At 63.8% G+C, this 25,818-nt stretch carries 21 protein-coding genes; 8 read left to right on the forward strand and 13 right to left on the reverse strand.

The genetic code is table 11. The features are described 5' to 3' along the window. The first annotated feature begins 71 nt into the window (after window positions 1-71). Window positions 72-575 (forward strand): MarR family winged helix-turn-helix transcriptional regulator, encoded by a 504-nt coding sequence (locus GGR40_RS07190; protein ID WP_429275528.1) that lies wholly within the window; start codon window positions 72-74, stop codon window positions 573-575. A 43-nt stretch (window positions 576-618) separates the two neighbouring features. Here the strand turns inward: GGR40_RS07190 and GGR40_RS07195 are convergent, their stop codons facing one another. From GGR40_RS07195 to GGR40_RS07205, 3 genes are all read right to left on the reverse strand, one after another. After that, on the reverse strand, window positions 619-1,764 hold the full coding sequence (locus GGR40_RS07195) for an MFS transporter (RefSeq protein ID WP_429275529.1): 1,146 nt from the start codon (window positions 1,762-1,764) through the stop codon (window positions 619-621). Window positions 1,765-1,852: 88 nt separating this feature from the next. Beyond that, window positions 1,853-2,416, reverse strand: coding sequence for a TetR/AcrR family transcriptional regulator (locus tag GGR40_RS07200; RefSeq protein ID WP_429275610.1), 564 nt, complete (start codon window positions 2,414-2,416; stop codon window positions 1,853-1,855). 61 nt (window positions 2,417-2,477) lie between these two features. Beyond that, window positions 2,478-3,257 (reverse strand): SDR family NAD(P)-dependent oxidoreductase, encoded by a 780-nt coding sequence (locus tag GGR40_RS07205; protein ID WP_429275530.1) that lies wholly within the window; start codon window positions 3,255-3,257, stop codon window positions 2,478-2,480. A 98-nt stretch (window positions 3,258-3,355) separates the two neighbouring features. Between GGR40_RS07205 and GGR40_RS07210 the strand changes: the two genes are divergently transcribed. Continuing rightward, the gene (locus GGR40_RS07210) at window positions 3,356-4,252 is read left to right on the forward strand and encodes a LysR family transcriptional regulator (protein WP_429275531.1); all 897 of its coding nucleotides are present in this window, start codon (window positions 3,356-3,358) and stop codon (window positions 4,250-4,252) included. 2 nt (window positions 4,253-4,254) lie between these two features. On the opposite strand, the gene GGR40_RS07215 is transcribed toward GGR40_RS07210, so the two are convergent. The 7 genes from GGR40_RS07215 to GGR40_RS07245 all read right to left on the reverse strand — a co-directional run bounded on the left by GGR40_RS07215 (window position 4,255) and on the right by GGR40_RS07245 (window position 14,991). Further along, a complete protein-coding gene (locus GGR40_RS07215; protein WP_429275532.1) occupies window positions 4,255-4,857 on the reverse strand; it encodes a protein-methionine-sulfoxide reductase heme-binding subunit MsrQ in 603 nt (200 codons plus the stop codon). Next, window positions 4,857-5,786, reverse strand: a complete 930-nt coding sequence (gene msrP, locus GGR40_RS07220) for a protein-methionine-sulfoxide reductase catalytic subunit MsrP (RefSeq protein ID WP_429275533.1) — start codon at window positions 5,784-5,786, stop codon at window positions 4,857-4,859. Before msrP ends, GGR40_RS07215 begins: the two co-directional genes overlap by 1 nt. 107 nt (window positions 5,787-5,893) lie before the next feature. Beyond that, complete coding sequence (locus tag GGR40_RS07225; protein ID WP_429275534.1) at window positions 5,894-7,027, reverse strand: endo-1,4-beta-xylanase; 1,134 nt, start codon at window positions 7,025-7,027, stop codon at window positions 5,894-5,896. Beyond that, window positions 7,024-8,604 (reverse strand): MGH1-like glycoside hydrolase domain-containing protein, encoded by a 1,581-nt coding sequence (locus tag GGR40_RS07230; protein WP_429275535.1) that lies wholly within the window; start codon window positions 8,602-8,604, stop codon window positions 7,024-7,026. The genes GGR40_RS07225 and GGR40_RS07230 overlap by 4 nt, the downstream gene beginning before the upstream one ends. A gap of 2 nt (window positions 8,605-8,606) precedes the next feature. After that, entirely contained in the window at window positions 8,607-10,226 is a 1,620-nt protein-coding gene (locus GGR40_RS07235; RefSeq protein ID WP_429275536.1) for a glycoside hydrolase family 43 protein, read from the reverse strand. 4 nt (window positions 10,227-10,230) lie between these two features. Beyond that, window positions 10,231-11,820 carry a rhamnogalacturonidase gene (locus tag GGR40_RS07240; protein WP_429275537.1) on the reverse strand — a complete coding sequence of 530 codons (1,590 nt, stop codon included), beginning with the start codon at window positions 11,818-11,820 and terminating at the stop codon, window positions 10,231-10,233. Window positions 11,821-11,883: 63 nt separating this feature from the next. Beyond that, entirely contained in the window at window positions 11,884-14,991 is a 3,108-nt protein-coding gene (locus GGR40_RS07245) for a TonB-dependent receptor domain-containing protein (protein WP_429275538.1), read from the reverse strand. A gap of 186 nt (window positions 14,992-15,177) precedes the next feature. On the opposite strand from GGR40_RS07245, the gene GGR40_RS07250 reads away from it, so the two are divergent. Further along, window positions 15,178-16,209, forward strand: a complete 1,032-nt coding sequence (locus GGR40_RS07250; protein WP_429275539.1) for a LacI family DNA-binding transcriptional regulator — start codon at window positions 15,178-15,180, stop codon at window positions 16,207-16,209. Between the two features lie 1,003 nt (window positions 16,210-17,212). Then, on the forward strand, window positions 17,213-17,488 hold the full coding sequence (locus GGR40_RS07255; RefSeq protein ID WP_429275540.1) for an HU family DNA-binding protein: 276 nt from the start codon (window positions 17,213-17,215) through the stop codon (window positions 17,486-17,488). 61 nt (window positions 17,489-17,549) lie between these two features. Here the strand turns inward: GGR40_RS07255 and GGR40_RS07260 are convergent, their stop codons facing one another. The 3 genes from GGR40_RS07260 to GGR40_RS07270 form a co-directional block, all read right to left on the reverse strand. Beyond that, a complete protein-coding gene (locus GGR40_RS07260) occupies window positions 17,550-18,104 on the reverse strand; it encodes a hypothetical protein (RefSeq protein ID WP_429275541.1) in 555 nt (184 codons plus the stop codon). Window positions 18,105-18,305: 201 nt separating this feature from the next. Further along, the gene (ybaK, locus tag GGR40_RS07265) at window positions 18,306-18,782 is read right to left on the reverse strand and encodes a Cys-tRNA(Pro) deacylase (protein WP_429275542.1); all 477 of its coding nucleotides are present in this window, start codon (window positions 18,780-18,782) and stop codon (window positions 18,306-18,308) included. A 62-nt stretch (window positions 18,783-18,844) separates the two neighbouring features. Next, window positions 18,845-21,634 carry a bifunctional diguanylate cyclase/phosphodiesterase gene (locus tag GGR40_RS07270; protein WP_429275543.1) on the reverse strand — a complete coding sequence of 930 codons (2,790 nt, stop codon included), beginning with the start codon at window positions 21,632-21,634 and terminating at the stop codon, window positions 18,845-18,847. Window positions 21,635-21,824: 190 nt separating this feature from the next. Here GGR40_RS07270 and GGR40_RS07275 point away from each other — a divergent pair, with 190 nt between their 5' ends. The 4 genes from GGR40_RS07275 to GGR40_RS07290 all read left to right on the forward strand — a co-directional run bounded on the left by GGR40_RS07275 (window position 21,825) and on the right by GGR40_RS07290 (window position 25,776). Beyond that, a complete protein-coding gene (locus GGR40_RS07275) occupies window positions 21,825-23,663 on the forward strand; it encodes a cation:proton antiporter (RefSeq protein WP_429275544.1) in 1,839 nt (612 codons plus the stop codon). Further along, window positions 23,660-24,367: an OmpA family protein gene (locus tag GGR40_RS07280; RefSeq protein WP_429275545.1), complete on the forward strand. Its 708-nt coding sequence runs from the start codon at window positions 23,660-23,662 to the stop codon at window positions 24,365-24,367. The genes GGR40_RS07275 and GGR40_RS07280 overlap by 4 nt, the downstream gene beginning before the upstream one ends. 162 nt (window positions 24,368-24,529) lie before the next feature. Next, window positions 24,530-24,994, forward strand: coding sequence for a hypothetical protein (locus GGR40_RS07285; RefSeq protein WP_429275546.1), 465 nt, complete (start codon window positions 24,530-24,532; stop codon window positions 24,992-24,994). Between the two features lie 35 nt (window positions 24,995-25,029). Beyond that, the gene (locus GGR40_RS07290; RefSeq protein ID WP_429275547.1) at window positions 25,030-25,776 is read left to right on the forward strand and encodes a TorF family putative porin; all 747 of its coding nucleotides are present in this window, start codon (window positions 25,030-25,032) and stop codon (window positions 25,774-25,776) included. Window positions 25,777-25,818: the final 42 nt, after the last annotated feature.

A 25,818-nucleotide genomic window follows, 5' to 3' on the forward strand; every position in this document is an offset into this window, starting at 1 on the left:
CGCTTGCAATCGCGCGGTGTTTGAATGTAGCTCTACGTAGAGACATATATCTCTACGTCAAGACAGTGAGCATGGCGATGGACAGGGCAGAACGGGCTGCCGCCCAATGGGCGCAGGAACGACCGGATCTTGATACCGGGCCGATGGTGCTGCTGGGCCGTCTGGGGGAAGTGACGCTGACTGCGGCGCGGGACAGGCTCAATCCGCTTTTCGTCAAACATGGCCTTCAGCCGGGCGAATTCGATGTCCTTGCCACCTTGCGCCGCAGTGGAGCACCGCATGCGTTGACACCGACCGACCTCTACGAGGCTGCCATGATCTCCTCGGGCAGCATGACCAATCGGGTCGACCGGCTGGAGAAGGCCGGGCTGGTCGAACGCCGCGCAAACCCCGCGGACAGGCGCGGGACGCTGGTAGCGCTGACGGCCGGTGGACTGCGCCTCATCGACTCGCTCATAGGCTTGCATGTCGCCAACCAGCGCAGCATCGTAAGCGGCCTGGACCAGCGCGAGCAGGAGCAGCTCAGCCTGTTGCTTGCCAAGTTGCTGGGTGCGTTGGGAAGTGCAGACCTTTAGCTTATAGCTTAGTTGGACCACTTTGCGCGCTGTACGACTGCCGTTAACTCTCGCGGCGGGTCGCGCGTGTAGCGCATAGCGGCACGAAGAATACCAGCGCCGCGACGAGCCAGAACGCCGCTGGCAGGCCAACGGCCTGCGCGACGAAACCGATGCCGGCCGGTCCGGCGAGGATGCCCGCATACCCCAATGTGGTGATCGCGCCGATGGCAAGAGCGACAGGCATGACCTTCTGGCGTCCGGCCTGCCTTAGCAATACCGGGACGATGTTGGACGCCCCCAGACCGATCAGAAGGAACCCCGAAAGCGCGATCGTCGTGATCGGACAAGCCAGCAGAACGACGAAGCCCAACACCGTGAGCATGCCGCCACCTAACAAGGTCGCGCTGTCACCGATGCCGGTGGTGAGGCGATCGCCTGCCAGACGGCCTGCCGTCATGGCGACGGCGAACAGTATGTATCCGATACCGCCTTGCCCTTCTTCGACATGGCCTTGCTCGGTGAGAAGAAGCGCGCTCCAGTCGAGCAACGCGCCCTCCGCAAGGAAGATCACAGCGGCGAGGACGGAGAGGAGCACGACCGGACCGCACGGCATTGCCAGGGCATGGCCGTCGTCGCGGTTGCGCGTGAGGATCAGGCGCGGCCACGCAATGAAAACCAGAAGAACGATGATCGCCGCACATGCCAGCGCGCTGCCCAAGGCGGGGAACCCACCAGCAAGCAATGCCGTCATCAAGCCCGATCCCGCAAAGCCGCCGATGCTGAACAGCGCATGGAAGCCGGACATCAGCGGCTTGCCGCTGGCGGTCTCCGCTTCGGCGGCATGGATGTTCATGGCAACGTCTATGGATCCAAGCGACCCACCGAAGACCAGCAGCGCCATCGCCAGCGTGAGACCGGTCGAAGCCGTCGCCAGCAGCGGCAGCAAAAGCGCCAGGCCAATGCCCCCTGCGACGATCACCCGGCGCGTCCCATATCGCGCGCTCAGGCCACCGGCGAACGTCATAGTCACGATCGAACCGATGCCGATACACAGCAAAAGGAGGCCGAACGCGCCTTCCTCCACGCCAAGGCGCTGCTTGGCATAAGGCACCAGAGGCGCCCAACACGCGATCCCGAAGCCAGCGACCAGGAAAGCCAGGCGAGTGGCGGCGCGGTTGGATCGCTGCCCGGTGGCAGATTGCGACATCGATCTTCCTTGTTCACAGGATCAGGGACGGGGCAGGGCGTCGGCCATCATTTGTCATTGCCGCTTTTTCAGCGGAACGCTGACGAATTCATGGTTGGGCCATCGAGTGTACCTCCGGCGATGCCAGCGCCGCGATCTCTTCGAACATCGATCGCCAAAGCTGATCGTCCATGGGTAGAAGACCCAGGAATCGAAGGAAGAACGCTCCCTCTGCCGCCAGGAAGGCAGCCATTGCGCGCCGTTCCGCAGGCTTTGCGAGGTCGAGTTCAGAGATGCGGCGCGCGTACCAGTCGCGGCTGTCCTTCAAATGCTCGGGGTGCTGGATCAACATTGCCAGAAGGCCCGCGGCGCGTGCCTGCGAACCGGCATCATCGTCGCGAGTCACCGCGACATGTGCCGCAACCCGGCTGATCGCGTCGGTGCGATCGGCCAGGGATTGGGCGAATTGCAGTTCATATTCGGCCAGCCACCGCTGGAGCATGGCCGCGATCAGGGCTTCCTTGGAGCCGAAGCAGGACTGGACGCCGCCTTTGGTGATGCCCGCAGCCTCTGCCACAGCCGCAATCGTCAAGGCGCCGGAGCCTTGTTCCGAAACGAGCGCTTCGGCTGCCTTGAGGACGTGTTCCCGATCAATGGTATTTCGGCGGCCCACGCGCAAGTCCTTTTAGAATACGATCGTATCGTAAAGGACTTGTGACGTGTGTAAAGGGCTGTCAGGCGATCGTCGGAATTATCCCGCCTTCGACGCGCAGCGCCGCGCCGTTGGTAGCGGCAGCCAGCGGGCTGGCCAGATAGGCGACCATTGCACCCACTTCATCCGCTTCGATCAGACGCTTGATGAGAGACAGCGGGCGCAGCTTCGTGAAGAACTCCACCTCGCGTTCTGCTTCCGTCGCATCCTTGTTTTCGACGACGGAGCGGATGAACTCGACGATCCCTTCCGACCGCGTAGGTCCGGGAAGGACGCTGTTTACCGTGACGCCCGTGCCCCGGGTCTGCTCGGCAAGGCCGCGCGAAATCGAAAGCTGGGCTGATTTGGTCATGCCGTAGTGGATCATCTCGGCGGGAGGCAGCAGGCCGCTTTCGCTGGCGATGAAGAGGACGCGGCCCCAGTTCTTCTCCAGCATCCGCGGAAAGTAATGGCGAGCGAGACGGGCGCCGCTGACCACGTTGACCTCGAACAGGTGGTGCCAATCCTCGTCCTGGATCTCTGTAAAGTCCTTCGCCTCGTAGATGCCCAGATTGTTGACGAGGATGTCGGTGTCAGGGACAGCGGCGATCAGCGCCGCAGCCCCTTCGGCCGTGGCCGGGTCGGCAAGCACCGGATTGACGCTGCCCCCGATTTCGGCTGCTGCGGCGTCGAGCTTGGCTTGATTGCGCCCGGTGATGGTGACAGCGGCACCTTCCTGCGAAAGGCGCCTGGCGATTGCAAGGCCGATGCCGGCGGTGGATCCCGTGACGATGGCGGTCTTGCCGGTAAGGTTGAGGTCCATGGTGACTCCTGGAACTGGCGTTGAACTGACCGGAAAATAGACACCTGACGCATTGATGATTAGAATGCGCTTCATCAATTCAGAAGTGAATCTAAATCATGGACAATCGTTTCGGCGACATAGAGATTTTCCTGAGCGTCGCAGCCCAAGGCAGCTTTGCCGATGCTGCCCGGGTACTTCGGCTGACGCCGTCGGCCGTCAGCCGATCAATCGCCCGGCTGGAGAAACGGCTGGGAGTGACGCTGCTGCGGCGAACCACGCGCTCCCTTGCATTGACGCCAGAGGGCATCTCCTATCGTGACCGGATGAGCGTTCTGATCGCCGACATGGTTGCAGTCGAAGGAAGCCTTGGGCAGGAAAGCCAGGATCCGCGCGGGCTGCTGCGCGTCAATGCCTCTCCGTCTTTCGGGGTGGAATGCCTGATCCCGGTCCTGCCGGGCTTTGCGGAGCGTTACCCGGCTGTGACAGTCGAGCTGACCCTGACCGACAGCATCGTCGATCTGGTCGAGGAACGAGCCGACGTCGCGATCCGGATCGGGCCGCTGCGCGATACGCGGCTGCGCGCCAAGAAGCTGGGACACAGCCGCATGATGCTTGTGGCAAGCCCGGACTATCTGGCACGTCGGGGAACGCCGGAACGGCCCGACGACCTCGACGCGCATGACTGCCTGCGTTTCAGCTTTCGACGTTCGGTGGACAGTTGGCCGTTTCGAGTGGGCGGACGGGTCGTTCAAAAGCCGGTGGAGGGGCGATTCTTCGGCAATTCGGGCGAAGTGGTCCGCCGGATGGCAGTCGCCGGCTGCGGCATCGCCCGGCACGGCGCCTTCCATGTCGCGGCGGACATCCGGGCCGGGCGTCTGGTCGAGGTCATGCCCGACCTCAACCCCGGCGATGGCGAGGACATTCACGCCCTCTACGCAGCGGAGGATCGTGCGGCAGCCCGGGTACGGGCATTGCTGGACTACTTCGATTCAGTGCAATTGTTCACAAGCTGATTTCACGCCGCGCTGCGCCGCCGCTTGGGCATGAGCAATCGCATGGCCACGAAAACTGCCACGATGGCGCCGTACAGGATGGGGCTGCGGGTATCTGCCTTCACCAGCAGGAAGTAGTGCGCCACGCCCATCACGGCGATGACATAGACCAGCCTGTGCAGTCGCTGCCAGGAAAGGGGCTTCATCCGTCGCCGCACCGCATTGAAGGATGTGATCGCCAGCGGAATCAGCAGTGCGAAGGCTGCCATGCCGATGGTGATGTAGGGACGCCTGGCGATGTCGATGCCGATTTCCCGCCACTCGAACTCGTGCGCGGCGCCTAGATATACCGTCAGATGCATCGCGATATAGGCAAACGCCCATAGTCCGATCCTTCGCCGGTAGCGCATCAGGCCGGGCATCTTCAGGTATCGGTTCAACGCGGAGACGGCCAGCGTAACGCACAGGAAACGCAACCCCCATAGCCCCAGGTCACGCAGGACGAATTCGACCGGATTGGCGGTAAGCTGGCTGGTGAACCCCCAGTAGAAAATCAGGATCAGGGGCGCCGCGCATAGCAGCCAGACCAGCGCGGATTGAAGGCGCAGCGCATGCGTCCGCGCCATCAGTAGAGCTTTCGCGGATCAAGGCCGCGATAGAGGTGCGCAACCTGCTCGCCATAGCCGTTGAAAGGCAGTGTCTTGCGGCGGAAGAACTCGCCGATGCGCCGCTCCTTGGCCTGCGACCAGCGGGGATGATCGACCGCAGGGTTCACATTGCCGTAGAAGCCATACTCGGCCGGAGCCAGCATCTGCCAACTGGTCGGTGGGCGTCGATCGGTCAGCCGGATGCGCACGATCGACTTGATGCCCTTGAACCCGTATTTCCAGGGCACCACAAGCCGTATCGGTGCCCCGTTCTGGTTGGGCAACGTCTGGCCGTAAAGCCCCACGGCCAGCAGCACCAGCGGGTTCATCGCCTCGTCTAAACGCAAGGCTTCGCGATAGGGCCACTGTATGACAGAACCCCGCTGGCCCGGCATCTGGCGCGGGTCACGCAGAGTCTCGAAGGCGACGTATTTCGCGTTGCTTTTCGGGCCGACGGATTTGAGCAGGTTTGCAAGCGGCAGGCCGACCCAGGGGATCACCATCGACCATGCCTCGACACAGCGCATGCGGTAGATGCGTTCTTCCAGCGGAAAACGTCTGATGAGTTCGTCGATGTCGACGCTGCCGGGGCGCTCGCACAGCCCGTCGATCGACAGGGTCCACGGGCGTGAGCGCATCATCTTGGCATATTTCGCAGGGTCTTCCTTGCCCGTGCCGAACTCGTAGAAATTGTTATAGCCTGTGACGTCTGCAAGCGGCGTTTTCGTCTCGTCGATCTCCATGCGGTTGGGCTTGAACTTGAGCGGCGCGGCGGCGGCAGGCGTCGCGCCGCCGATCCCGGCAAAGCTGATGCCTGCCGCGCCCGCGATGAACTGGCGACGTTTCAGGTAAAGGCCCTCGTCGGTAACGTCGCAGTCCTTGAGGTCGGGCGCATTGCGGATCAGCATGGTGGTTCCTTCGCGGCGGAACCGGCAGCTTATCCCAAAAGCATGAATGCCACCTGATCGTGCCTGCCACTGCAGCAGCATGGCGCAAGGCCCTGCGCTTCGTGTACTCAGCGCGGTGCGGCGGCGTTGAACGCTGCCGCAATGGCGTCTCGGAATGGCTTGCGCTTGTAGTTCGCATCGAAAGGGCTTGGCCGCTTTGGCAATCCGTCGGGCCGCTGCCTGAAGTCGCCAAGCCAGCTGTAGCGGTCCGACAGGCCCCAGCAGATGACAGTCTTTGTTTGCGGGTAGGACAGCATCAGATCGAGGTAGGCCCTGGCATGAGCCGCCACCTGGGCATCGCGGACGGCAATGTCGCCGGGCAGGGGGTTTTCGTGGACATCCATCTCCGTCACCAACAGGTCGAACCCCATGCCGGTCACCTCGTCAAGGAAACGGCGCCATGCCGTCTCGTCAAGGGAGCCGAGGCCCGTCGGGGTGTCGCTGAACTTGCTGCCAAGATGGCTCTGCACGCCAAGTGCATCGACGGGCGCGCGGCGTTTGCGCAGTTGTTCCAGCAACCGCAGTACAGCATCGCGATGCAGCCCCTCGTCGCTGCGCCAGCCCATGTAATCGTTGTAGACAAGCTGCGCTTCGGGTGCAGCCTGCCTTGCGGCCCGGAACGCCAGCTCCAGGGTTTCGATCGCTCCCAGATGCCGGGACAGCGCCGTTTCCCGCAACTTCCCGGTCTCGGAGTCTATGGCTTCGTTCACGACATCGAAGCTGTCCACCCGGTCGGCATAGCGCCCGGCTACGGTAGCCACATGATCGACCAGAAGGCGCTCAGCCTCGATGGCCGGGCTTGAACCGTAATCGTGGTCCGCCACCCATTGCGGCATCCAGCGCTCACTGTGCCAGAGCAGTGTATGGCCCCGAACGCCGATGTCGTTCGCGGTGGACCATGCAACGATGCGGTCGGCTGCGCGAAAATCGAAATGGCGGGCATCGGGTCGCAGGGCCGCCCACTTCATCTCGTTTTCCGGGACGATCAGCGCGCATTCTGCGGCATTCAACTGGCGGTAGCGCGGATCGGCCATGGTCTTCCCGCCGATGGTGCTGCCGAAGCGGATCCCCTTGGCCGCCCCCAGCGCGGCAAGGGAAGAGGGAGATCGGGCCGCAGCAGCCGGAAGCGGCAAGGCAAGCGCCGCACCGGCGGCCAGCAGCGAACGACGGGTGAAGGGCAGGGCGCTTTGTTCGATGGTCACAAGGCAACCTTCTGGTTCGGGCGCAGGGTGAGGCGGCGCATCGGGCGGCGGGGCAGCTTCAGGCTAATCGTCTGGGGTGTTTCCTCGACGCCCACGAGATGGCGTCCGACGCCCTGCTTGTCCGTCACGAGGCGCACCGTGCCGCCTGAAATGCGTGCAACCGGTTTGCCGCTGATCATCAGATCCGCCCCATTGTCGCGATAGACGATCGCCGCTTCTCCGCCACCGTCGAGCGGCACCGACAGGCGGGTACCCTGTGCCGCAGGATGGGCTGGGCGCGCGTTCCAGTGCAGATCGTCCGCTTCTTCGCAGACGCCAACCAGACGCCAGCTGTAGTCGATCATGACGAGCGCTGCGGGCGAATAATCGGCAGCCTCGGCATGGGTGAAGGCGCCCGTGCGCGGGTCCATCTGCTGGCGGAAGGTCATGTCGGCCATGAGTGCCGCGCACCACTGGTCCATCATCCGGGTGAATTGCGCGGATCGTCCATAATGATCGAACCAGCGGCCCGCGCGCAGGGCGGTCAACGCCTGCGTGGCACCGCCCCAGCTGTTCGCGGGGATCGTGCCCACGAAGGCGGGGTCGTCCATGGCGACCGAAGTCAGCGGGTAGGCCGCCCAGAACGCCGCCGGATTGTGCAGCTGCCGCTCCCAGAGAGTATCGAACAGCGCCTGATCCGGCACATGCTCGCCACAGACGCGCGAAAGGATGTCCGACCGCACGCGAACGAATTCACCCTTCGCATCCAGATCGTAGAAGGCGGCATCTTCCGATACATAGAGCTTTTCCAGGATCAGGCGGCGGATATGGGCCGCCTGCTCGCTCCACCGGTCCGCTTCGCCTGTCCTGCCCAGCGCCTGCGCCATTTCGGCAAGCGCGCGCCGTCCACCGTGAACGGTGGCGGACAGGTCGGGACAAAGCCGGGGCAGGGTGGCGATGGGATGGTAGGTGCGGGCATCCTTGTTGGGACACTGGTTCGGCATCCCGGCCCAGCGGGGACTGTTGTCATGCCCGGTGTCGTACGTGCAGAAACCCTCGACAAGGCCGGTGCCCCGCGTGTTGCGATAGCGCATCAACCACCCGTCCCAGGCCGCGCACGCGCGATAGGCCGCTTCCAACAGCGCTTCGTCGCTGGTGGCCCGCGCCAGTTCCCACGCCGTTGCCGCGATCGGCACGACCATCTGGATCTGCCCGAACCCGGTTTCGGCGACTTTGTTGTTGGCCGGAAGCTGCCCGTCAGCACGTTGCAGTTCGAAGAAGGTCATATGGCTGTTGCGCGCGACATCGGGGCGGAACTTGCGATAAACCAACGCCTCGTGCGGCCCGCATTCCTGCCAGATACCCTTGTAGACCGCTCCTTCGATGAGCACGGGCCGACTGATGTAGGGCATGATCTGGACGTTCGCCGCAAGAACCTGCAGCGCCCTGTCGTAAGCCGCCTGCCATTTGCGGTTGGCAGTGGCAAATCGGGGCGTCGTTGCGGCAGGGTCGGCACGGGCCATCGCCGGGGCAAGGCGAAGTGCGCCGGCGCCAGCCATGCCGCCTGCGGTCGCGCGCAGGAAAAGGCGGCGGTTCATGACTATGCTCCCTTGCGCATCGCAGGCGCGGGGGCTTCGACGCGGAACCAGTCCACGTCGATCACCCCTTCTGCCTTGTTGCGGTTGAAAGTGAAGACGCCGGGGCGCGACCCTTTCCACCAGGAAAACCGGGCAAGCGGCACGGCATCGCCCATCTGCTGGAAGGTGCGGCCATCAAGACTGTAGCTGTAGCGCACCCGTTGGTCGACGGTGACTTCCGCCCGCAGTTGGACGGTGGATGCCGAGATCGCCGGCCCCGGCGTTTCCGCTCCCGCGGAGGCGATGGTGAGGCGCGAAACGCCATCGCTGCGGACGATGCCGATCCAGCTGGGCTTCACGCCGAACAGGGTCAATCCGGCGCGCTGCCCATTGGCCATGGCGCCGATGTCGATCCGTGCGGTGATGCGGCTCGACGGTCCCTGCAGGATTTGGGTTACGGTGTTTCGCGCGGTGACGAGATGATCGGCGTGGCTGGCGGTGAGGCGGAGAAATCCCCGCCGTGCGCGAAGGCTCCACAGGCGATCGTCGGGATTGTGGTTCCATTCCCACTGAGGTCCGAGCACTGATCCGGCGAATTCGTCCGATGCCTGCAGCCGCACATCGCCCCTATACGCGCCGGTGTTCGGCATGGCGTGTTCCATGACGGGCTGGCCGATCGCGGAGCCGGGGCGCAGTTCCCCGATTACCGGCCAATCGTCCTGCCATCGCACCGGCTCAAGATAAGTGATGCGACCGAACGCCCCCGTGCTGTTGAAGTGGATGAACCACCCTTCGCCCGATGGCGTTTCCACCCAGCCGCCCTGATGCGGGCCTGCCAGTGCCGTGGAGCCCTGCGCCAGAACCGTGCGCGCCTCGTAAGGCCCTTCGATGGAACGCGAGCGAAGCGCTGCCTGCGCGCCTTTCTCCACGCCGCCGAAGGGCGCGAGGATGTAGTACCAGCCGTTGCGCTTGTAGAGCTTGGGGCCTTCCAGGATCGGCAGGTTCTGCTTGTCCTCTACGATGACCTTGCCATCGTCGAGAACGGTCTTGCCGTCCGCGCTCATGCGGTGAAGTATCAGCGGCCCGGCGCCATGGCGCGAATGCACGAGCCAGGCCCGACCGTCGTCATCCCAGAACGGGCAGGGGTCTTCCAGCATCGGCTTGTCGATCACCTTGGCCGGCGCACTCCACGGCCCATGGGCGTTCGCCGCCGTTGCCATGAAGATGCCCTCGTCCGGCGTCGCCCAATATACGTAGAACAGGCCCTTGTGGTGCCGGATGGCAGGCGCCCAGACACCTCCGGCATAGCGGGTTCCGCCGATCGGTTTTGAAATTGCGTCGGTCAGGCTATGGGGCCCGGGCATGTCGTACTCGGGCGCGAAAGGCAGGCGGGGCAGCACATGGCCCAGGATCGACCAGTGCACCAGATCGCGGGAATGCAGTATCGGGATGCCCGGAGAGAAATGGAAGCTGGACGCCACCATGTAGTAATCCTTGCCGACGCGAATGACGTCGGGGTCGGAGTAATCGGCGTAGATGATGGGGTTGGTGTAGCGCGCTCCATCGGCTCGGCTGGACCCGGCGTCGGACGGCGCAGGCATCGAAGCAAGAGCGACGGCAAGTGCCGAAGCGCGCAGGATCATCGGCCTAGAAATCACCCGACACCCGCCCGTCGATCCTGCGATCCTCGATCCACCGCGCTCCGCTGCTGCGAAAGCCCGTTACCCCGTCGAGCGACCATGTCTTGCCCTTGGGCGCGCGCAATCCGACGAAGTCTGCGTCCTGCACATCCTCCAGACGGAATGCGGGGCGCGGATCAGGCTGGGCCACGGCGACTTCGACGTTGCTGAAGCGGATGTTGCGCGCATGGCGGACGAAGAACCCGGTTGCGGGCAGGTCGCCGAACATCGTCGCTTCGGGATAGGCCAGTTCCGCCTCCGGTGGCCGCACGCGGGCCATAGCCGCCGGCGCACCGCCGACATGGTGGAAGTGGCAATCCGCGATTGAGATGTCCTCTATCGGATGATCGGCAAGCCCGGCGATGACGGAGGGCAGAAGCGTGGCGTTGGAACTTGCCACATTCTGGATAAGAATACGTTTCATCGTCCCGATCGGTACGCCCGCCGGCCCGCGCATGCGCTTGCCCAGCCGGAGGAAAAGTGGTGCATCGACAATGCCGCGCATGGTGATGTTGCTGACGGTGACGTCTTCCACCACCGCACCGTCAACCGTCTCGAAGGCCAGACCGCGGCTGTCCTCGAAGATGCAGTTGGTGATGGTGATGTTTCGGAATCCGCCGTTCGATTCCGTGCCGAACTTGATCCGCCCATGGATCCGGGGCGCGAACGACGGCGGCATCTTGCGCCAGGTTCCGTCCAGCACCGATCCCACTTCGTAATTGCCGGTCACGAAGCAGTCGGAGATCGTCAGGTTCTCCGTGATCCGCGGATGGCCCAGCGCGTAACTGCTCTTGGGACAGATGCCGTCGTCCCATGGCGAGTTGACCGTGCAGTTGCTGACCCGCACGTTGCGGCAGCAGTCGATGTCGAATCCATCGCGGTTGGTGTCGACCAGCACGTTGTCGATGGTCAGGTTGTCCACCCCGGTGGCCAGCAGCGCGAACCACCCGCCCTCCAGTATCTTGATGTCGCGCAGCAGGACATTGCGGCAGTTCTTGAGCGCGATCGCCTTGTTGCCGGTGCCGGGGCCCGTGGGGTCCTTCAGCCAGTTGTCCTTGCCGTCGCCACGCCCCAGGCCCTTGCCCCAGATGAGGCCGGGGCCCAGGATCGCGATGTCGTTCACGCCTTCGCCCCAGATCAGGCTGTTGCGCCAGTGACTATGGCCGAAGTCCTGATAGGCACCCCATTCGCCGATCGGCTCGGCATGATCGTAGCCCTGCGTGTCCGTGGGCGCGGCCGCAAGCAGGGTGGCGCCTTCTGCAAGGAGCAGCGTGACGCGGCTTTTCATGCGGATGGTGTAGCTGGCGTAGTTCCCGGCGGGAAAATACACGGTGCCGCCGCCCTTCTGCGCCACATGATCGATCGCCTTGTTGATGGCACCGGTGTCGATCGCGATCCCGTCACCCCGGGCGCCGAACTGTCGCACGTCGACGATTCCGGTGATCTGCCCGGCAGCGACCGCCAGATCCCTGCCGCTTGCACATGCCGTGCCGAGCAGCAATCCCGTTGCACCTGCGAAGGCTCCGGCCCTTACGAAAGTCCGCCTGTCCACGGCCATTGTCATCCTCTCCTCTCGCCGCAAAGGGGGCGGACCCATTGTGAGGCCGCCCCCGGGCCCAACTCAGAACTTCATCGACGCGCCGAGGAAGAACTCGGTGCCCAGCACATCGTAGGTTGCCGAGAAGGTGTTGGCGTTCGGCCCCTGCGTGGTGACCGGTGGCTTGTTGTTGAGCACGTTATTGGCGCCGCCGAAAATTTCCATGCCTTCGCGCAGGGTGTAGTTGAACGACAGATCGAAGTAGTTCTGCGCTTTCAGCACCGGGTAGGCGAAGCTGTCCAGCGCCGGGGCATTGGCCGCGCCACGCCGGTCGGGAACCACGTATCGGTCGGTCGTCACCTTGCCGATATAGCGATGGCGAAGGCTGAGGCTGAGATCCTCGATATTCCACGTGACCCGCGACGTCGCGCGCCAGCGGGGCAGCGGCTGGCCGCAAGTGGGCCCGTAGGCACCTGCACACTCGTTGCGGATTTCAGGCAGTGCGGCGACGGGAGTGGAGGTGAACTCGTCCAGATACGTCACGTTGCTGCTGACATCGAAGCTGCTGTTGCCGCCGATGCCCGGTAAGCCGAAGTTGGTATCGAAAGAGTAGCGGATAGCAAAGTCGATGCCCGCCGTCTTCAGCTTGCCCGTGTTGGCGTTGCGGATCTGCGCCACGAAGGGATCGTTGATCTCGCCCGTGTTCGGGTTGCGGGTGATGGCGCGGCAGAACTCGCTGTTTGCATCCTGGATAACCGAATAGCAAAGATTGAGCGTGTTTTGCAGGCCCCCTCCCAGCGACGAAATCGCGCCATCCAGCGAGATGTTGAAGTAATCGATGCTGACGAACAGGCGCGGTATGGCGCCGGGCGTCAGCACCGCGCCGACGGTGAACGTGTCGGACTTCTCCGCCCCAAGGTTGGTATTCCCGCCGAAGTCTGCCGGGATGATGTTGTTGGGCTGAACGCCATCGGTGAAGACCGCACCTGCGGGCACGCCGGTGGCGATGCAGACTGCACGCACTGCATCGTTGCGGTCGGCTGCGGACCCACGCGAAGAACACGGATCGGTCGCCACGCCGACGACGCGGGTCACGCCGCCATACAGTTCGTTGACGTTCGGCGCACGAATGGCTCGCTGGTACTGCCCCCGGAACGCGATGTCACGGCTGACGCGCCAGTCCAGCCCGCCAAGATAGGTCCACTGCCCGCCGATGCCGGACAGGCTGTAGTCCGAAAAGCGGAACGCCGCGTTCGCGACCAGGCTGTCGACGAAGGGGGTGTCGTGGATCAGCGGCACGCGCAGTTCGCCGAAGACTTCCTTCACCGAAACGCCGCCCCGCGTCGGCAGACCGGGATTGAACCCCGCGACATCGCCAGAAGCCAGGAAGGAGTCCGGCGTGAAAGTGGCGCTCGTCTTGCGCCATTCGACACCGGTTGAGAAGCCCACCGGTCCAGCCGGCAATTCGAACAGGTTGCCGGTGATGCTGGCCTGCGCGACCTGCTGCGTCGCGATGGTCGAATTGGTGGCGCTGATGCGGATGGCGCTGGCGCATGCCTCGTCGATGTTCTGGCCGAAGATATTGCAGACCGGAGCTGCGCCGTTGACCGAGAGCAGGGCTGCCTGCAGGCGGCTGCGGGAGATCGCGTTCTGCAGCAGGAGCGTGTCTTCGCTGCGTGCATACGTGTAGTAGGCATCGAATTTAAGGTCAGTCAGGACGTTTTCCGACAGGCTGCCGATGTTGCCTTTAACCCCCCAGGCCCCGCGGAAGACGTTGCGCCTTTCGCTTGCAAGACGTGCGCCCACTTCGCTGTAGCGGCGACCGGCAGTCACCACGGCAAGGCCGTCTCCCGGCGTGGTCCGTGCGGACGTGGTTCCGCTGGTGACGGTCGTGGTCCCGGTTTCGGCAAGGTCGAGCTGCCGCAGAACTTCCTGCAGTTGCGGCGTCAGATAGGGATTGTTGACGTTGAACAGCGTCGGAGAGCCGACATTGGTGGGCGCGAGCCGCGCGTTGACGACGTTGCTGCTGTAGTGCAGCTCCATGTAGCCGGTGATGTCGTTCGTGAAGTCGTAATGGCCGAAGCTGTTGATCATCCAGCGTTTCTGCGGCTGGATGAGGTAATTGTCCGGGCCAAGGTTGAAGTCGTCTGTGGGCGTGATCTGCGGGCGGGCCGCCGTTCCGGCATCGTTGAAGGTGAAGCCGCGTGAGGTCAGCGCCGAAAGACCGGCATTGGCATAGGCGGCGTTTAGCGCTGCGTTAGGGCCGCCGAAGGCGGGTATGCCGGAGAAGCGACCGTTCGGAATGTCACCGCTGCCGCCCGCAACGAAGCCGAGTTCGCCGCCGCCTGCAACGCACCCCTGACCTGCCGCGGGGCTGAAGGGCGTTCCGGCCCGGTCACTGCCGCCGCTTCCGGGCACGATGCATCCGTCGTTGAGCGAATCGTAGGCAAAGCTGCCGCGCTGACCACGGGTGATCGCGCCACGCTTGAGGTAGTTGCCCGACACCACCAGGTTGCCACGCCCGTCCGCAAAGTTCCCGCCCATGGTCAGATCGACGTTGTATACCGGGGTTCCGGTAGGCCGGTCGAGGTTGACCTGGGCCCGTCCTTCGACGCCTTCGAAATCGTCACGCATGATGAAGTTGACGACGCCGGTAATCGCGTCGGACCCGTAGACCGCCGACGATCCGCCGGTAACGATTTCGGTCCTTGCGATCAGGCTGGACGGGATCGTGTTGAGGTCGGTGACCTGTTCAGGACCGTAGATCGCATAACGCCGGCCGTTGACGAGCACGAGGTTGCGGGTCGATCCGAAGCCGCGAAGATTGACGTCCGCAAAGCCCCCTGGAACGGTGTTCGAGGTAGCGCTGCCGAACTGCGAACCTACGACCTGCGGCAATTGCGCTAACGTCTTCTCGATATTGACGTTGCCTGACAGCTTGACCGCGGTGGAGTCTACCACGTTGACCGGGGTTGATGCGTCGAAGCCGTTGCGCGCGATGCGCGAGCCTGTGACGACAATGTCCGCAGCGGTGTTTTCCTGCGCTGCGGATTGGTCGCTCGATGCAGCGCCTTGATCGGCCGTTGAGGAACTGGCTGCCGTTTGCGCCAGCGCTGGCGCAAACGGGCAAAAAATAAGCGCGGCACCTATCAGGAGCTGCGCGCGCACGGAACCTGCCACATGAATCGACATATATCCTCCCCTTCTCAAACAGATGTTGCGTGAAGCACTTACGTGCCACCGAACAGCATTTGGCAGCGCCTTTTCGATAGCGCTATCATTAGGTGTGATTCGCTAACGCTCTTTGAGTTCTTCGTCAAGCGTCTGTCCGTGACACATGCGTGACTTCGCGTCTGGCGTCGGATAGAAGATGCAGGGATGAAAGACACAGCGCCGCTGATTGACGGAAACCAGGCCACCATATCGGACGTCGCAAGAATTTCCGGCGTTTCCATACGGACGGTATCGCGTGTCATCAACAATCTGCCGCGCGTGAGCGACGATACGCGGGTACGTGTCCACCGCGCGATCGAAACGCTCAATTTTCGCCCCAGCCTGAGTGCGCGCGGACTTGCTCGCGGACGTTCCTTCCTCATCGGCATCGTCCATAATGACCGCAACGCACTGGTGCTCAATTCGGTGCAGCAGGGGGTTGGCTCCGAAGCGAACCAGCGCGGCTACGAAGTCATTTCCCATTCGACTTCCTTCGAGGAGGAAAGCGCGATTGGGGATGTGCTGGCTTTCGCCAAGCGTTCGCGCGTCGATGGGCTCGTCATTCTTCCGCCGGTATCCGGTATCGACGGATTACCGGACGTCCTGCGATCGAATCAGATACCGGCAGTGGCGGTGTCGGCGGTGCCGATCGCCGGGTATGACGAAATCATGCTGTCACTTGAGGCCGATGCCGCGAGTGAAGTCGCCAGGTATTTGCTGAACCTGGGCCATCGGCGGATAGCGATGATCAATGGCCCTCAATCCATGATCTCGGCACGGGAAAGGCGCAGGGGCTTTTCCGAAGCACTGCGGCAGTGCGGAGTGGATCTGCTGGCCGAGATGGACGGTGATTACGGCCTCGCTTCCGGCGTCGTCGCCGCACGCCGCCTCCTGTCTCTCGCCGAGCGGCCGACCGCCATCTTCGCTGCGAACGACATCATGGCTGCCGGCGTCCTCAAGGTCGCTTCCGAAGAAGGCATCGCCGTGCCATCCGCCTTGTCCGTGGTCGGTTTCGATGGCAGCCAGCTTGCCGAACTGCTGACGCCGTCCCTGACGACCGTCTGGCGGCCGTTCAATCAGATAGCCGAGATGGCGACCCGGAACCTGATCAACATCGTGGAGAAGCGCCCTCTGGTTTCATACGCGCCACCGGCGCTCACCCTCGTCGTTGGGCAGTCGAGCGGCCATCTCTCATAGCGTCTGGTGGTGCGTTCAGGCGCCCGGCACCTTGCCCGAAAGCCTTCGCAGGCTGGCCTTGCACGCGCTGCGAGACTATCTCACGACCGGCGGCGACGGCTTGGCAATCCCGAAGTCCTTCGAAGCCAAGCCAACTCCAGGTGAAGCAGCAATTTCTGGGAAAGTCTCGGTGAACCCCGGGAGCGACCGCGTCCAGAACCTCGTGCTTTTGTCGCGCCTACTCCCGTACCGGGCCGCGTGTCCGATACTGCGACACCGGATGGCGCTGTCACACTGAACACTCGCGTCATGCATCGAGTGTTCGGCGTAGGAATGGTGGTCCATATCGAGGGGAACGAGAGGGTCCAAAACCTAGAGCGTCATATACCGCCGTTTACGGCGACTTTTCGCATCTTGCTCGCTCTTTTCGCGGGAAAGCGCCAGCTGTGGTCTACGCCTTTTCAGCCCGGCAGGGCGTGCTCGATTGCACGACCTGCGCTGGCGGGCATCGCCCTCCGTGATACCCGAGGTACGTGACTAACCGAGCGAGCCTTACCGTCGAAAGGGGAAGGGAATTACCTCGCCGCTGTCGAATGGATCGCGCGATGGGCTGTCAACACGTCTCTTGAGGGAGACTACCTCCGCAGTATCCCGGTCAAACCAACCGGCCGAAAGGCCACAAAGAGGCTCCAGATCAAGCGCGGAAATTGTGAACTCGGTCGCCAGGAGATCAGCCTTACTCGTCACGCCATTGTCGACGACTAAAAGTTTAACATAACATTGATTATCGATTTTAATGGTTGTGAGCTTTGGCAGACCCTCCGTTTGCATAGGCAGCCAAGATTTGAAGGCGCAATTGTCATCAATTCACGCAGGCGCGCCAGCCCGGCGATGCACTCCTGAACGACCGCAGCGCCTTCAAATCATTATGTTCCAAAATCATCGAACGGGTCGTGACGTCGGCTTGGAAACTCGCTAGTCCTGCATGCCCACAAGCACACACAAGTCGACAGGACGAACTCAAATGAATAACAGCGACCTCGCAGACGTCATCGCCTCGGCTCACGGTATCGCCAAGACCGATGCCCGCAAGATCGTGGACTCGGTGTTCGACGCGATAGGTGACGCCGCCAGCAAGGGTGAGGAAATCTCGCTCAACGGCTTCGGCAAGTTCAAGGTCAAGGACAGCCCGGAGCGTGAAGGTCGCAATCCCGCCACCGGCGAGACGATGACCATCAAGGCTTCGCGTAAGCTTTCGTTCGCGGCTGCCAAGGCCGTGAAGGACAAGCTGAACGGCTGACGGTGCACGGCGACGCTTTCGGTTCACCGAAAGCGTCGCCCCCTTGCCTGTACAAATACCGTCAGTTCATGCCGAGGGCCTGCAGGGTTTCCTCAGTCACCGTGTAGACCGCCTGCCGTTGTGCGCCGCGGTTCTCATGGTCCACCCGATACCCCCGATAATGCCGCCGCACCAGCCCGGCACGCACCAGTTCCGACACCGCCCGGCTCACATTGGTAAGGCCTGAAGCGCGGACGCGTCGGCATACGTGATCTTCCACTATCCTGTCCGCATCTTCCGGATTGCGGGGCAGCTTGCCCTCCGCGGCAAGATCGCGTCGTACCCGAGCAGCGATCCTGGCGCGGCTGGGGTCGCGCTGCGCCATCGGTGCCAGCGCCGCACAGAGCCATTCGCGCACCGGAACACTGCGCCCGCTGCTAGAGACGTAGGGCCCCGCCGACCCGGTCCCTGCACTGGCCTGGATGATCAGGTTCAGCACCATGAAGCTGTAGCGCGGCCGTTCGCACACGTCGGTCAGTCGGGCCAGGATACCCGGCAGGTCCAGCGGGTCAGGCAGGCCCGCCGGCGCATCCTTCGGCGCGGGAACCTGGGCGATGAAGAGGTCTGGCTGGAACATAGTGGGAATCAAGCACAAGCGGAGTCCCGTGTGAATCCCCTTTCGACACTCGCTGTCGCTATTACCGCCAGCGGCACTTCACCTGGCACGCGGCTTGCGAAAGTTTAGCTGGTTGGCTGCATCCCCTTTCCCGGTCCGTTCGCGTTTTGTTGAAGATCGATTGCGGCACTTTACCCGCCGGTAAAGTGCCGCTGGCGGCGCTCAGGGTGCCGCGACATCCGCGACTGCGGCCTGCAGCAATTCCGCCGCCGTGCTTCCGGCCAGCCGGACCTGCAGGCCCCGCTGCCCGCCGTTCAGGTAGATCTCGTCCCACAGCAGCGCTGTCTCGTCGATCACCGTGGGGACCGGCCGCATCTGCCCGAAGGGGCTGATGCCACCGATCCGATAGCCGGTGAGCCGTTCGGCATCGGCAGGCTTCATCATCGCCACGCTTTTCACGCCCAAGGCGGCGGCCGCCTTCTTCATGGAGATTTCTCCGTCGCTCGGTGCGATGACGCATGCCGGCCTGCCGTCTGCGTCGACCATCAGCGTCTTGAACACCTGTCCCGGATCGACGCCCAGCGCCTGTGCTGCGGCAGCGCCTATGCGATCCACTTCCGGGTCGTAGGAATAGGCGTGGATCGTGAAGGTGGCGCCCGCCGTGTCCAGAAAGCGGGTGGCGCGGGTGGCTTGGGCCATGGCGGATTCTCCTTGCCCACGCGCCTAGCGGAGGCAGAGCGGAAGAGTCGACCCTGTTGGCGTCAGACCACTGCCATCGCAGGCATTTCCTGAACGCCCGGCGCGCTGCCCGGGCGTCCGAAATAGTAACCCTGCGCCTCCTCGCATCCCTGCTCCTTCAGCAGTACGGCCTGCGCCAAGGTTTCGACGCCCTCGGCAAGGACCGGCATGTTGAGGCTGCGTCCCAGCGCCAGCACCGCCTTGATGATGGCGCGTGCTTCGACGCTGTGCTGCGATTTCAGCACGAACGACTTGTCGATCTTGATCTTGTCGAAGGGGAAGGAATGCAGCGTATCGAGCGACGAATAGCCGGTGCCGAAATCGTCGATGGCGATGCTGACGCCCAGTGCCTTGATCTGGCGCAGCAGGTGCAGCGCCCGGATCTTGTCAGCAATGATCGCGGTTTCGGTGATCTCCAGTTCCAGCCGTGCAGGGCTGAGTCCGGTTTCCACAAGGATGGCGCGGACCACGTCGGCAAGATCGGCTTGGAGCAGTTGGACTGCCGACAGGTTGACCGCTACCTTCAACCCACCCGGCCAGTTGCGCGCTTCGCGGCAGGCCTCGCGCATGACCCATTCGCCGATGCGGAAGATCTCGCCGGTTTCCTCGGCTATGGGGATGAATTCGACGGGCGAGATGGCGCCCCGGGTTGGATGATCCCACCGCAGGAGGGCTTCGTAGCCGTTCAGCGCATCGGTGGAGAGCGAATGCTGGGCCTGATAGACCAGACTCAGCTCGCCACGGTCGATCGCCTGCCGCAAGTCGTTGGCGATCTGGCGGCGGGCGCGGGCATGCTCGTCCATCGCCGGCTCGTAGTAGGCGATGCGCTCGCCCAGGTTGCCCTTGGCGCGGTACATCGCAAGGTCGGCGTTGTTGAGGATCTGTTCGCGCCATTCGCCGTCGTGCGGGAAGACGGCCACGCCAAGGCTGCCACCCAGATGAAACGCGTTGTCCTGCGGACCGACGGGTGTGGCGAAGCATGCCTGCAGTCTGTCAAGGAAGGCGGCCAGTTCCGCCTTGTCGCGAAAGCGCTTGGCGGCGGCGAATTCGTCCCCGCCAAGCCGCGCGACCACTTCGCCGTCCACCGCCGCGTCGAGCAGGCGACGGGACAGGTGTTGCAGGGCAAGGTCTCCCGCGCCGTGTCCGCGGGTGTCGTTGATCTCCTTGAAGCGGTCAAGGTCGATCATCACCACGGCCAGCTGATGGCCGAAATGACGCGCCTGTTCCAGTTCGGCGTCGATCCAGTGTGCGAATGCAGGGCGGTTGGGCAGCCCGGTCAGGCTGTCGTGCATTGCCATGTGCGCGATCCGGGCTTCGGAGCGGCGGCGCTCGGTGATGTCCTCGAACGTGACCACCCTGCCGCCATCCGGCATGGCGCGGCTCAGCATCGAAACAACCATGCGGTCACCGCAGTCGATGACAACGGGGGAGCCGCCCGATACTTCGAACATCTGGCCGATTTTCAGACGCAGGGCATCCAGCGCTTCGTGCGACAGACCGGAAACGGCCTGCCCGCCCAGAACCAGATCGATCACTGCCGAAAGCTCCCTGCCGAGCGGCGCTTCTGCGGGATCAAGGCCCCAGATTTCCGAAAAGCGGGGGTTGGCGAGCACAAGCCGTCGGTCGGCATCGAACAGGCAAAGGCCCTGATACATGTTGCCCAGCGCCGCATCTAGGTGCCCGGCCATTTCGCGCAGGCGGTCTTCGTCTTCCTTGAAGCGGGTCATGTCGCGGGTGATCTTGGCGAAACCGATGTGGTCGCCGTTCTCCGCCGTGACCTTCTCGATCGTGACGTGCGCCCAGAAACGGGTGCCGTCGCGGCGGATGCGCCAGCCCTCTCCGCTGAACTTTCCGGTGGCAAGGGCATGCGCCACGGCCTGCTGAGGCAGGCTGCGGGCGCGGTCTTCCGGGGTGTGGAACGCCGCCAGCGGCAGGCCGATCGCCTCCCGCGCGTCATAACCCTTGAGCCGCTGCGCGCCGGCGTTCCAGTTCACCACCCGCGCGTCCCGGTCGAGCATGTAGATCGCGCAGTCGGTGATCCCGCGCACGAGGATGCGCATCTCAAGGTCGCTGGCCTGGAGCGCCAGACGCGCCTTGCGGGCCATGGCCAGCAGCGCGATGCAGCTTGTCAGCAGTCCCAGCGATCCGGCGGTCACCAGCACGATCATGGTGCGCGGCGAAACCAGCATGGCGGCGTCATGGTCCATCACTGCCGGGGTCAGACGCAGCGCGGTCATCCCGCTGAAGTGGAGCAGGACGATGGCGGTTGCCATCAGCAGCCCGGCGGCCACGCCGCTACGCAGCGAACGCCCGAACATCGCCAGCACCAGCGCGGGGTAAGTCGGCACGATTGCCAGAACCAGCGACGCAGCGACGTATTCGACGTTCCAGTGCATCCGGGCGGGAAGTTCCAGCGCGGACATCCCTATGTAGTGCATCGCCGCGATGCCCGTGCAGAACAGCAGGCTGCTGCTTGCGAGGCCTTTTCGGTTCACCCATGCAAGCGACACGAAAAACGCCGCGGTCGTTCCCGTGATGGCGACGATCAGCGAAACCACCGTCAGCGGCAGGTCGTAACCCGCCACGAAGCCCGGATCGTACCCCAGCATCGCCACGAAATGCGTGGCCCAGATGCCGAAACCGATGGCAAGGCCCGCGCCGGCTACCCATCGCACGGTCTGGTGCCCGGACAGGTGCCGCGCGTGCCGGATCAGCAGCACCGCGCCCATCGATGCGACGATGCATATGACCACGGCCAACAGCACCAGCCGGTAATCGTGCTGGTCTTTTATACAATGCAGTACGTCGAACATGCAGGATGCGCCCCTTATCGGAGGCATGGGTTAGACTTGATTGGTTAACCGCCCTCTAACGCCGCGGGCAGATCGGCAGGCACCGCCGCCCCCTTCCCTGCGGCGCAGGTTCACTCGACGACATGCCCCACCCGTGCAAAAATCCATCCGGACGGTTACCTTACCGCGATTGGGCGGTTATGCCCCCGATATGGAGCAACAAGCCCTCGTTTTCGCGCTGATCGGCATTCTCGGCATCGGCGCGCAGTGGATCGCGTGGCGTACCGGCTGGCCGGCCATCGCCCTCATGCTGGCCGCCGGCGTTCTGGCCGGCCCGGTCACCGGACTGATCGTGCCCGAGCATACGTTCGGCAAGCTGCTGGAGCCGATGATCTCGGTCGCGGTAGCCCTGATCCTGTTCGAAGGCGGGCTGAGCCTCAACTTCCGGGAACTGCGCAAGACCGAAGGCGCCGTGGCGCGGCTCATGGTGATCGGCATCCCCCTTGGCTGGGTGCTGGGCACGCTGGCCTGCTATTACGTCGCGGGTCTGGTCTGGCCGGTCGCGATCCTGTTCGCCGGCATTCTGGTGGTGACGGGGCCGACGGTGGTGATTCCGCTGCTGCGGCAGAGCAACGTCGCGCCGCGCCCCCGGGCGATCCTGAAATGGGAAGCGATCGTCAACGATCCGTTCGGGGCGCTCTGTGCGGTGATTACCTATGAATACCTGCGCCGCGTTGACGAAGGCGGCACGCTGCTGTCGGTCGTTTCGGCACTGCTGGGGGCTGCCGTCGTTGCAGGGCTGATCGGCTATGGGGTAGCCCGCGCCATCGCCTGGGCGTTTCCGCGCGGCCATGTGCCCGAATACCTGAAGGCCCCCGTGCTGCTGGTTGCGGTGATCGGCACGTTCGTGCTGTCCAACCTGATCCAGCAGGAAACCGGGCTGCTGGCCGTTACCGTAATGGGCGTGGCGATCGCCAACATGCGGCTCGATTCCCTGCGCGACATCCACCCGTTCAAGGAAAACGTGACGGTCCTGTTGATCTCGGGCGTCTTCGTGCTGCTGTCCGCCTCGCTCGACTTCGATGTGCTGCGACACTTCGAATGGCGGTTCCTGGCGTTCCTGCTTGCACTGCTGTTCCTGGTGCGCCCTGCGACGGTTCTGGCGTCCCTGGCGTTCAGCAAGATTCCCTGGAACGAGCGGCTGCTGATCGCCTGGATCGCGCCGCGCGGCGTGGTGGCGGTCGCCGTGTCGGGGCTGTTCGCGCTGCGTCTGGACCAGCTTGGCTATGGCGACGGAGGAATTCTGGTTACGCTGTCCTTCTCGGTCGTCGTCGCCACGATCATCGCGCACGGGTTCAGCATCCGTTACGTGGCGCGCTGGCTGAAGGTCACGGGCGCGACGCAGAAGGGGCTGCTGATCGTGGGCAGTACGCCGTGGAGCGTATCGCTGGCGCGGCAGGTGCAGTCGCTGGAACTGCCAGTGATGATCGCGGACACCAGCTGGCAGCGACTGGCCGCCGTGCGCCAGTTCGGCATCGCAACTTATCACGGCGAGATCCTGGCGGAATCGACTGAGGAGCGGCTCGACCTCACCCAGTTCCAGGTGCTCGTCTCCACCACGGAGAACGAGGCATACAACGCCCTCGTCTGCAGCGAGTTCGCGCCGGACATCGGCCGGGATTCGGTCTACCAACTGGGCGGGTCGGGCGACGACGAAGACCATCGCAGCCTGCCCGAGGCTCTGCGCGGGCGCGCCATGTTCGCATCCGGCCACGGCGTCGCGGAGATCATGGAGCGCGAGGCTGCCGGGTGGACATTCCGCAGGACGCGCATCAGCGAACAGTTCGGTTTCGGCGATGCGCAGGCCGCTTTGCCGGATGAAGCCGACATGCTGTTCGTGCTGCGCAAGGACGGACGCATCCGCTTCTTCACGCATGCCTCGCGCCCGACGCCGCAGGCAGGTGACGTCGTCGTGTCCTATGGCCCGTCGCGCCATGGCAGCGATCCTGAATCCCCCCGCAACGCCCGAAAGAAGGAAGCCAATGCATGAGAGGCATGATCCCCCTGACGATACCGAGCCGGTCCGGTCTGTCATGCATTGCTGTTCTGGCTGCGGCTCTGGCGCTTGGAGCCTGCGGGCAGGACGCTGACCCGCAGGCATCGGCCTCTGCTGCTGCAGATCAATTCGCCCCCGCTGCGGCGGATGACACTGCCCGGAACGATAACGACAGTCCGGGGGCATCCGAGGACGAGGCCGCGACAGATTCCAAAAAGTCGATCATCCGGCCGGATATCGGCCCTGCCCCTACTGAAACACCGGCGCCGGAGCCGCTGGACGTCGTCGTGCAGTTTCCCGCAAAGGGACTTGCCTTCGATACCGCAGCCAGAACGCTGATCGACGGCGTGCTGGCCAGTCCCACCCTGCAGGCAGGCGGCCCGATCGTCCTGCGCGGCCATAGTGATTCGCGCGGTTCCGACAGGGACAATCTGGCCGCCTCACGCCGCCGCGCCGAGGCCGTTCGCGACTATCTTGTCGAGAAGGGCGTTGCGCCCGGCCGGATCACCGTCATCGCCATGGGCGAGGGAAGCCCGGCAGTGCCCAACCGCAAGCCCGACGGGACCGAGGATCCTGAAGGACAGGCCAAAAACCGCCGGGTGGAAATCGCCGTGGCAGTGCCCGTGGCTCCCGCCGACCTACCTGCTCCCGCCGCCACGCGCCCGGCAAACGCTGGCGCTTCGGGCAAGCCGCAGTAACGGCCCCCGACGCCACAGGTTGGGATTGCGCCGGCGATCCCGCCATTGGGCATAGATTTTCACATGACGGATGCAAATGAGAAACATGCGCTTCCTACTTCGGTTTGCATAATTATTGTGCAATTCTGCCTAAAATATAGGCAAACTTTTTAGGGAGACGTTATGACGCTGCTCGCCCCCACTGCCGCCCTTGCCGCTGCTCTGCCCGCGCTGATGGGTACTGCCGGCGTTGCCGTAGCTTCCGTTTCGCCGGTCCATTCGGTGCAGGTGGACCATCGTGGCAATACCTACAAAGTCGATTACCGCGCCAAAGTCACCACCAGCAGCCGCACGATCGGCATTGCGCCGTCCACGCGCACCAGCAGCCAGCGCTGCATCATGACTGCTCGCGTGTCGGTGGAGCGTGCGATTGCCGATGGCGGACATGAACTGGCTGCAGCGCTTCCCGGTGAAGAAAAATTCACTCGCAGCCTGCCCGGCGACTGTAGCAACCGCGGCGACCAGATTGCCCGACTGGTAGAGGACAAGGCACCCGCCATCGGCGACCATCTGGCGCAGACGGCAGCGGCTGACCGCTCGCAGGCGCTGGCCGCGATCGACGCCGCGCACCATTTTGCCGCGAACTGAGCGACATAGATCGAAATGATCGCTAAGCGGTACTGATGCGCTATCCTTTCCGTATGGCCGCCGCGATTTGTGGCGGCCTTTTCGCCTTCGATGCCTGTGCCCAGCCCGTTGCCGGGCCCCAGATCACGCTGGAGGCCGAGACAGACCACCGCGAACGCGGCCTGAGCTGGAGCGATGGCAAGGCGACCGTCGGCGCCTCCGCCGATATGCCGCTGACTTACGACCTTGCGCTGGGCGTCGATGCCCTCGCCCTGCGTGACAGCGCCCGGCATGGCGGCGCTGAAGCGCTGCTACGGATGGCCCCACGCTACACCGTGCGGAGCAATGGCTGGGATTTCACCGCCGGGTTGCGGGGCAATGTGTTCCTAGGCCGATCCGGCACCAGTTACGGTGAAATCACCGGCGACGTATCGCGCACGCTGGGCCCCGCGCAACTGACCGTGGGCATTGCCTATGCGCCGCCGCAGGACGCCATTGGCGGCAGCAATCTCTATGTCGACGCATCGCTTTCGGCGAGTGTTCCGGGAACTCCGGTGACGCTATATGGCGGCCTGGGTCATAGCAGCGGCTCCACCCGGAACGACCCGCGCGCGGCCCGTCTGCGCCCCGGCGGCGATTACCTCGATCATCACTTTGGCGCTGAATACGCGAAGGATCGGCTGGCAGTCGGCGTGCGTTACTCGGGAACCTCCATCGGCAGAAGCGAGCTGGATCCACTGTCGCCGTGGACGGACCGGCATGTCGGTGCGCGTGTGATGGGGTACGTGCGCTTCACGCCTTGACGAATGCGGGAATGGCGCAAGGTTCGCCATTCCCTTCACCGC

It is taken from the genome of Novosphingobium gossypii (assembly GCF_050433305.1).
Taxonomy (GTDB): domain Bacteria; phylum Pseudomonadota; class Alphaproteobacteria; order Sphingomonadales; family Sphingomonadaceae; genus Novosphingobium; species Novosphingobium gossypii.